We start from the raw sequence: 8,457 nt of genomic DNA on the forward strand, positions 1-8,457 counted from the left end.
TAATTGTGTKTATGGTGCTAGCAATTCCACTGAATAAGTTTCTGCATTCTCAAACTGGAAATGCTTTTATTCGCGTCATCGAATACATTACTAAGTCAAAATATGGGTTATTTTCGTTAGCGATTGCTCTAATTATCATTCGATTGAGCTGTAAGCATTGGATGCCTTCACAAGATCATAATATTGAAAACCTATCTATTTCTTTGTTTTATTTCTTTTTCTTTCTAGCAGGTATGTGTTTTATAAACAGCCCAAAAATATGGCAGTCACTACGCGAAAATCGAAAACTAAACTTAATCATTTTTATGTTTAGTTCAGTACTTTTCTATGGATACTACTATTCACCTGATCTCAGTGAGTACGCTTCAGTAGCAGTTCGCTGGCAGATATGGTGGTTAGTCTGCACTCTAGTGTCATGGTCGGGGCTATTAGTATTATTTGGCTATGCAAGCGCCATTTGTAATAGCACACCCAAATGGCTGCGTACCACTAACGAGTTGATTTACCCCTTCTACATTTTGCATCAAACCATCATCGTGATTTTTGCTTTCTATATCGTTCAGTGGGATGCTGGCATTGCTGTAAAATCAATATCGGTTTTACTTCTATCGCTAATAACCTGCAGCACGATTTGCTACTTCTTGATTAGGCCTTTTAACATCACACGCTACATGTTTGGTTTAAAAGTACCTAAATAACATAGAGTTGCCTACTTAAGGTTCATACGCTCCCATTGAAACGGCAGAAATGCACTGCAGGCTCTTTATGATAACTGCAGGCCCTTTATGATAAAAGTAGTGTGAGTCTGACGGATAACTAACAAGGCCACCTACCCCCTAAATTTCTACAGATTTCTTGATCAGTACTGCTAGTTTCTTTGGCGAGAAGATCGTCCCCTTTCTATACCTGGTTTCCTCTTCTGCATCTTCCTATGAATGTCGCCGTTTGTATCTGAAATCGGGAATATACTAATATTTAGAATGGTTTGCTCAAATCCTGCCCCACTTGTTTGTAATTAAATACCCTTTCGTCGCACATTGTAATTCTATTGTTAAATAGCTAGTATTGCCATCTGATGATTTGTCATCATGACGAATGGATGCACTTGAAGTAAAAGGATTTTATTATGTTAATCAGAATTTTCTGTATTTTTGTCACGTTTTTACTTGTGGCATGCGGAGGCGGCGGGGACTCTGAAAACTCTCCAACGACACCGACCACTCCAACTATCACTAACCATATACAAGGCAGATGGTTACTAAAAATTCCAGATACTGAATGTATTGAATCATTTATTTTCAATGATGATCTTTCGTCGGAAATAATATCTAATCAACAAGTAACAACCGCTATTTATCAATTTCAATCTCAAGTTAACTCTGGGGAAAAACACCCTTTAACAATTAATTTTACCCATTCAAACTTATTGCCAGATTGCGAGGGAAATACCCAAGATCTTGCAGGAAATAGCCTTTCCGTCTTTGTAGACTTTAATGATGAGTTCGAAATGGAGTGGTATGAAGATGCTGAACATAGTGCTCCGTTAGCTACATTTATTAAAGAGCCTGAAATTACACTTTCTCAGCTTCCTGAAATAGTAAACTATGGTGAAGTTATGAGTACTAAAGTCGAAACAATTCCCGATTTAGGTATATTACCCGAGCTACTTTACGGCCCCAATGGCATGACAATTTCTGCTGACGGCACTCTCAGCTGGGAGGCCCGTTCAATTGCATTTTCAGCAGAGCAAGAAATAAAATTTTCACTTACCATTCCCAATTACGGAGTCACTAAGCAATTCTCAATTAAACAAAAATCTGATGCCACATTAAATGTCTACTCAGAATTATCAACTTCTGGAGAGAAGCGAGATATTTCAATAGCTAACTTTTTGTCTGTAAATAAAAAACAAATCTTGATATTAAAGAATAATAAACAAATTACATTACTGGACAAAAATGGTGACGACTATACACAGCAGTGGTCTTATCCTTATCATCTAGATGCCTTAAAGCTCAGTCACTATGATTTTGAAGGTGATCAACTTAATCAAGTTGTGGTAATGAGCAGTGATCAAATTTTATCTATCGACCCAAATACAAACAAAAAAAGTGTCATTGTCGAAATAGAACAATTTGAAGAGGCTCATATCCAAAGAGACAAGAAGTTTGTCGACTTTTCAATTGCAGATTTAAATGATGATGGTCATGCCGAAATAGTTTTAATCGTAGCTTGTAAAGATTGTGGCAACGCACCCAATCACGACCTATGGGTGTGGGATACAGGATCAAACTCGATAAGCTCACTTTATGATCTGAATTCTCAGCCAACCGAGATTCAAATCGGTGGAATTATCGATAATAATTCCAAACATATTTTGTTAGATGACGGCTTAGTATTTGATAATGAACTCAAAAAATTAAACTGGATACATACTGACTCTGAAAATACTCTATTCACTCTAGCTGATATTGATGACAATGAAATAGAAGAGATCATTTCATACAACAAGCAAGAGCAATCTATTGAAATACTAAAATATGGAGAAAGCTCACCTATTACTCATTTAGTAATAGAAGAAGATATCTGCAGTCTGCATGTAACGCCTCTAAAAAGTATTGTTACTGGACCATGTTCAAGTTACGGCGAGAGAATGAACTCCTATTCAAGTGAAAATTTAGAACTTCAATGGAGTGAGTTATCGAACCACACAAACAATATTATTTCAGTAGTTACTGAAAACTCAGGTGAAGTTGAACTCGTGAGATCAGGTTATAGTTCAATTAGCTCATTTAAATTAACTCCATCTCCAGAAGCTGTATGGGGCTTCAATTATTCAACTGCTAGTACAAACTACCATACCGCAGGAAATATCGTAGAAGGTGGAAGCTTCAAAGCACTGTTTTATTCTCCTCAACACAACTGGAACCTATACAGTGTTTCTGAAAATGGTAAAAAAGAAAAAAATAACCTTTACAAGCTAGAGAACGGAATAAGTGGTTCCATCCATGCAATTGACATTTTTGATGCCAATTTAGACGGTGTTAATGAAATAATGGTTAATACTAAAAATGAACAAGGTTTTACTCTATTTGCACAAGAGCTAGAATCCGAAGTTTTACTCTGGCAGAAGTCGTTTAGTCAAAATTCTGAAAGAGATGTAAGCTCAGTAGAAATGGAACATTCTGATATTAACAACGACGGTTATAATGATCTAATTGTTGTTAACAGTGAACAACTCTATGTGGAAGACTTAGTAAATAAAACTGTACTCTGGGATTATAAACCTAAAGAAATGCCCACCATTTTAGATGCTGACTTTTCTAGAAATAGAGAAGGAACCTTGGTTGCAGTTGTGGCAATAGAAAAACGTGACTCGAACTACCACCTCTTCAATTCAACAGAACAATTCAAGTTTATAGATGGAGCATTCGTACCAGCAAGTACAGCATCACTTTTATGTAATAAAATAGTGCTAATTAATCAAGCGACTAATATAGCTTGTTTATCTTCACATGGATCACCATATGGTAATAGAACCGAGCTGTTAATACTTGATAACTCGCTAACTCAAATCAACTCTTTTCTAATTGATGGTGAAGTGACTAATATCTTACAGCCTCAAGATTCAGAGAATTTACTAATAAGTAGTTGTGATAGCGGAGAAACAGGCTTAAGTAGTAACCCCAATTGTACGTTATCAATGCGCTCTGTTAATTCAGGAGAAATCATTTGGCAAACACCAAGGTTGTTAAGTTCAATAACAACAAATTCAATAGAATACACGCCTTCTAAAGAGGGCTCAAAACCGCGCCTTAGTTTCGCGACAAAAAATGCTATGTATATGGTTGAGCTAACGTCTCTATAATTTACAAACTCGAAAGCTCACTCTTCTTTTAAGTAAGCGAGCCATAAAGGCTCGCTTTACTTAACTGATGAACAACTAGGAAAGTAAATTTAATTTGCCGATAAGTTTGCTCACCCAATGCCATGAATGTTTGGAACTTTTTCTATTTTTTTACTTAATTGATTTAAAATTAGAAGTTTAAAGTCGTAGCGCTTCGCCCACACCCGACCAAAAAGGAGTAACGGCAACTCCCTCTTTCTTTTTACTGTCATGCAATACCCACCCGCTCCATTGAAGTGTTATTTCTTCATCCCTTTACGTTCATATACTAACGCCTCAGATTCGCCATCCATGCCGAGATCACGCAAATGAACATAGCGCTTCAGGACACTTCAAACGGAGACTATTAAGTCTACAGCTTAATCGGAGTAAGCAACTTGTTTGAGTTTTTTCAAATGAAGTTAAATCGAAGAGATAAAATACCCAGTGCAGATGCAGCAGCGAGCTTCCAAAACATGGATGTTTTGGCAGAGCTTACATGGATGTACTTGCAGCGCCTCGCTGTTGTATCTGCACATAAGCCTGCGGCAGGCAATGGATTAGATTGAAGTTATGGGTTTAGATAAATTAGCCAATATTAAATGGGTTTCGTTATTGCCAGACCAGGCATGAGCGACTAAAAATCAATTGCTAAAACACTTCATCAAATCCATCTAGTTCAATCACCTCCCCTGCGTCCATATCATCAATATGGATATCCCCAATCCGTACTCTGACCAACCGCAGTGTTGCAAACCCCACTGCAGCTGTCATTTTACGTATTTGACGATTCTTACCTTCACATAAAGTGATTGATACCCAGCTGGTTGGCCCATGTCTTGGGTCGCGAATTTTGCGCCCTCGACTAGGCAATTCAGGATCGACTTTTAACTTAAACGCTTTGCAAGGTAAGGTGAGATATTTACTGCCATTTATGCCAATCTCTACGCCACTTTGTAACAGTGAAATCGCCTCGGGAGTAATATCACCATCCACCTGCACATAGTATTCTTTCTCAATACCTTTACTGCGCACTTTATGGCTCATCATCCCGTCTGTTGTCAGTAGCAATAGCCCTTCTGAGTCATGGTCTAATCGGCCAATTGCCATGGTTTTTTCAGGAAAAGAGTGCAGTTCGCCAAGTAAGTGCTTTTTCTTACGGGTTTCAGGCACAAACTGACTTAAAAAACCAAAGGGCTTAAAAATTTTGAAGTGATGATGAGTCTGATTTATCTCAGAATTTGAATCTTGTTCTACAACAAGTTCAGATAACCCAGCTTGGTTGATAGTCGGCATGTATCAGTGCTCAAATAGTGTGAACCACTATTATAAAACGAGTTATCACAAAATTCACAGCGCTAACAAAGCTTGGCGTCTGTGGCCCAAAGATTAAAAACAAAAAGGATTAAAAACAAAAAGGATTAAAAACAAAAAAGCTGAACACCAATGGTATTGGCGCTCAGCTACATTGAAGCTTTAGTCATTAAGCCTAAACGGCCAATACTCCATTTAAACCGTTTTACCTTGGTAAGGAATACGAAATGCCATAGTGTAAGTTACTGGCAATACGATAAGCGTTAGAATCGACGCAAAGCCTAGACCAAAAATGATAGTAATTGCCATTGAACCAAAAAACGCATCACTTAATAACGGCACCATACCCAACATAGTGGTAATGGCGGCCATCAATACTGGTCGTACACGGCTTACTGATGAATCAACAACCGCTTGATAAGGATCTTTGCCTTGCGCTAACTCCACATTGATTTGATCCACCAGCACGATACCATTTTTAATGATCATCCCGGTTAAGCTCAATAAGCCCAGCAATGCCATAAAGCTAAACGGTGCATCAAATAACAATAAACCCGATACCACACCGATTAACGCCAGTGGCACAGTAAACCAGATTACCAATGGCTGCCTGACTGAGTTAAACAATAGTACCGTAATCAAAAACATGAATAAGTAACCCATAGGTAGTGAGCTAAATACTGACACTTGAGCTTCAGTAGATAGTTCGTACTCCCCACCCCATTCAAGCTCATAACCTGCTGGCAGTTCGATGGCTTCTATTGCTGGGCGTAATTTACGGAACACTGAATCAGCTGTTTCATCGGTACCATTAATTGGGTCGGCAAGCACTGACAGCACACGCTTACGATCACGACGCATAATGATTGGGTTTTCCCATTCAGTATCAAAGCTCGACACCACTTGGGTTGCTGGAACAAAGGTATTGCTTTCGCTACTCCATACTTGCAGTTTCCAAATACTTTCAGCATCTAAACGCTCTGACGCTGGTGCACGAGCCACAATAGGTAACAAGTGACTGTTTTCACGGTACACACCCACAGGTTTACCACTGAAGTTAGTCAGTAACGCATTATCTAAGTCCGTTTTACTGATACCTGTTTCTCGAGCTTGAGCAAAAGCAAGTTGCGGGCGGATCATTTGTACTTGATTACGCCAGTTATGTCTTACGCCAACAGCTGTGGGTTCAGCATTAAAAATCGCTTCGGCTTTAACCGCGATTTCACGCAGTACTTTTGGATCTTCACCATAAAAACGCGCTTCAATTTTTGCAGCAGGGCTTGGACCATTTTCCATGTATTTAAAGCGATACTCAGCCTCAGGAAAACGTACACTCAGCTCTTTTTCCAAAATTCGCATATAGCTGTTTACTGTGGTTAAGTCGGTCATTTCAATCAATAACTGACCATAAGCGCTGTAGCCTTTTTCTGGTACATACGGCAGCACGTAACGCTGTGCACCTTGACCTAGCACTGTGGTCAAGTTGACCATGCCGACATCTTTTTCAGCTTGCTCAGCTAATAGATTTTGTTCAATTTTATGTAAGAAAGACTCGGTCGCTTTGATATCCGTTCCTTCTGGCATCCACACATCAACATAAAATATTGGCGTGTTTGACGCAGGGAAGAACACGTTTTTCACGTGACCAAAACCAGCAAGTGAGGTGATTAACGCTGCAATAATTAACAGTACGGTGACCGCTCTAAAGCGTATCGCTAGGTTTAATGTGGTGCGGTAAACCTGAAATAACCAACCTTTATACGGGTCATCCTCCGCATCTCCCATTGGCGCTTCACCATCTTTGAGCATCATATTGCAAAAGAAAGGTGTGAGAGTCATTGCAGTAACCCAGCTAATAAATAGCGAGATTAACAACACTTGGAATAACGATACACAGAACTCACCAGTAGCAGTGTCAGATAAACCAATAGGCGCAAATGCAATAATGGCAATAATGGTTGCGCCAAGTAGCGGCCATTGCGTTTGTGTGACGACTTCTTTGGCGGTTTCAAGGCGAGTTTTACCGCGCTTGATGCCAATTAATATCCCTTCGGTAACCACAATGGCGTTATCCACCAGCATACCGAGCGCGATGATCAAGGCGCCAAGTGATATTAACTGCAGCTCAATATTAAGCACTTTCATCATGATAAAGGTGCCAAGAATGGTCAGCAGCAACACCAAACCAATCAGGATGCCAGAGCGTACGCCCATAAACACCAACAGCACTCCAATCACAATCGCGATAGATTGAGCAAGGCTGACTAAAAAGCCTTTTACGGTTTGATCGACCATCTTACTTTGGTCATAAACCGTCTCTAGCTTCATACCAATAGGCAGTTCACCGTTAAGCTCAGCCATTCTTGCATTGACACTTTCGCCAACCGTTACCACGTTCACACCACTTGAAAACGAAATACCCATCGATAGTGCGTTTTTACCATTAGCGTGATAAATATTGCTTGGGGTTTCTTCTGTGTCTTTGTAGATTTTAGCGATATCGCCTAAGTAGACTAATTTAGTGCTACCAGGCGCACTCACTAGTAGGCGCTCCATTTCCGTTACGCTATCGAATTCCCCAGTTGGGTGAATACGAATACGGTTATCACCAACACGGATACTGCCAGCATTGGATACCACGTTCTGACTATTGATTAAGCTGTAAATATAATCTTGATCAAGGCCTAACGCATTGAGCTTTTGCTGAGACATCTCAACAATGACTTGCTCGTTAATTTTGCCTGCAATGGTGACCTTTTTGATGCCATCAACGAGAACCAGTTCACGACGTAAAAAGTCAGCATAATTTTGCAGTTCACGGTTGCTATAACCGTCACCGCTGACATTGAGTAAAATGCCGTACACATCACCAAAGTCATCAATCACAGAGGGTGTATTCACCCCTGGTGGTAACTCAGCAATCGTGTCATTGACCTTACGGCGCACTTCATCCCACATTTGAGGTAGTGCGTTTTTGTCATATTGCTCTACGATTTCAATTTCGATTTGCGATAAACCAGCACTGTTAATTGACACAATGTGCTTTATGCCATCAAGCTGTTGCAGTGCATCTTCAAGTGGTAAGGTGACTTCTTCTTCCACTTGTTCTGGCGATGCACCTGGGTAACTGGTAACAACTAATGCATTTTTAAGGGTGAACTCAGGAAACTCCAACTGACCCAAGCTAAAAAATGAAATACTACCGCCAACGAGTAACAATAGCGCGAACATCCAGCTGATCACCTTACGCGTGATCG

Annotated in this window: 5 protein-coding genes; 3 read left to right on the forward strand and 2 right to left on the reverse strand. The window is 39.8% G+C overall.

Annotated features, from left to right (window positions below; all coding sequences use genetic code 11):
• From FNZ24_RS20845 to FNZ24_RS20855, 3 genes are all read left to right on the forward strand, one after another.
• Positions 1 to 698: acyltransferase family protein (locus tag FNZ24_RS20845; protein ID WP_153916712.1), on the forward strand; the 698-nt coding region annotated here is incomplete at its 5' end.
• 428 nt (positions 699 to 1,126) lie between these two features.
• A complete protein-coding gene (locus tag FNZ24_RS20850; RefSeq protein WP_153916713.1) occupies positions 1,127 to 3,868 on the forward strand; it encodes a hypothetical protein in 2,742 nt (913 codons plus the stop codon).
• Positions 3,869 to 4,302: 434 nt separating this feature from the next.
• Positions 4,303 to 4,455, forward strand: a complete 153-nt coding sequence (locus tag FNZ24_RS20855) for a hypothetical protein (RefSeq protein WP_153916714.1) — start codon at positions 4,303 to 4,305, stop codon at positions 4,453 to 4,455.
• Positions 4,456 to 4,537: 82 nt separating this feature from the next.
• Here the strand turns inward: FNZ24_RS20855 and FNZ24_RS20860 are convergent, their stop codons facing one another.
• Positions 4,538 to 5,182, reverse strand: a complete 645-nt coding sequence (locus tag FNZ24_RS20860) for a pseudouridine synthase (RefSeq protein ID WP_153916715.1) — start codon at positions 5,180 to 5,182, stop codon at positions 4,538 to 4,540.
• 213 nt (positions 5,183 to 5,395) lie between these two features.
• The gene (locus FNZ24_RS20865; protein ID WP_153916716.1) at positions 5,396 to 8,455 is read right to left on the reverse strand and encodes an efflux RND transporter permease subunit; all 3,060 of its coding nucleotides are present in this window, start codon (positions 8,453 to 8,455) and stop codon (positions 5,396 to 5,398) included.
• Positions 8,456 to 8,457: the final 2 nt, after the last annotated feature.

It is taken from the genome of Shewanella sp. TC10 (assembly GCF_009663145.1).
GTDB lineage: Bacteria > Pseudomonadota > Gammaproteobacteria > Enterobacterales > Shewanellaceae > Shewanella.

What these genes read in the sequence shown, in the direction of transcription:
- FNZ24_RS20850 (WP_153916713.1), top strand. Translation starts at nt 1,127, where the DNA reads ATGTTAATCAGAATTTTCTGTATTTTTGTCACGTTTTTACTTGTGGCA.
- FNZ24_RS20855 (WP_153916714.1), top strand. Translation starts at nt 4,303, where the DNA reads ATGAAGTTAAATCGAAGAGATAAAATACCCAGTGCAGATGCAGCAGCG.
- FNZ24_RS20860 (WP_153916715.1), bottom strand. Translation starts at nt 5,182, where the DNA reads ATGCCGACTATCAACCAAGCTGGGTTATCTGAACTTGTTGTAGAACAA.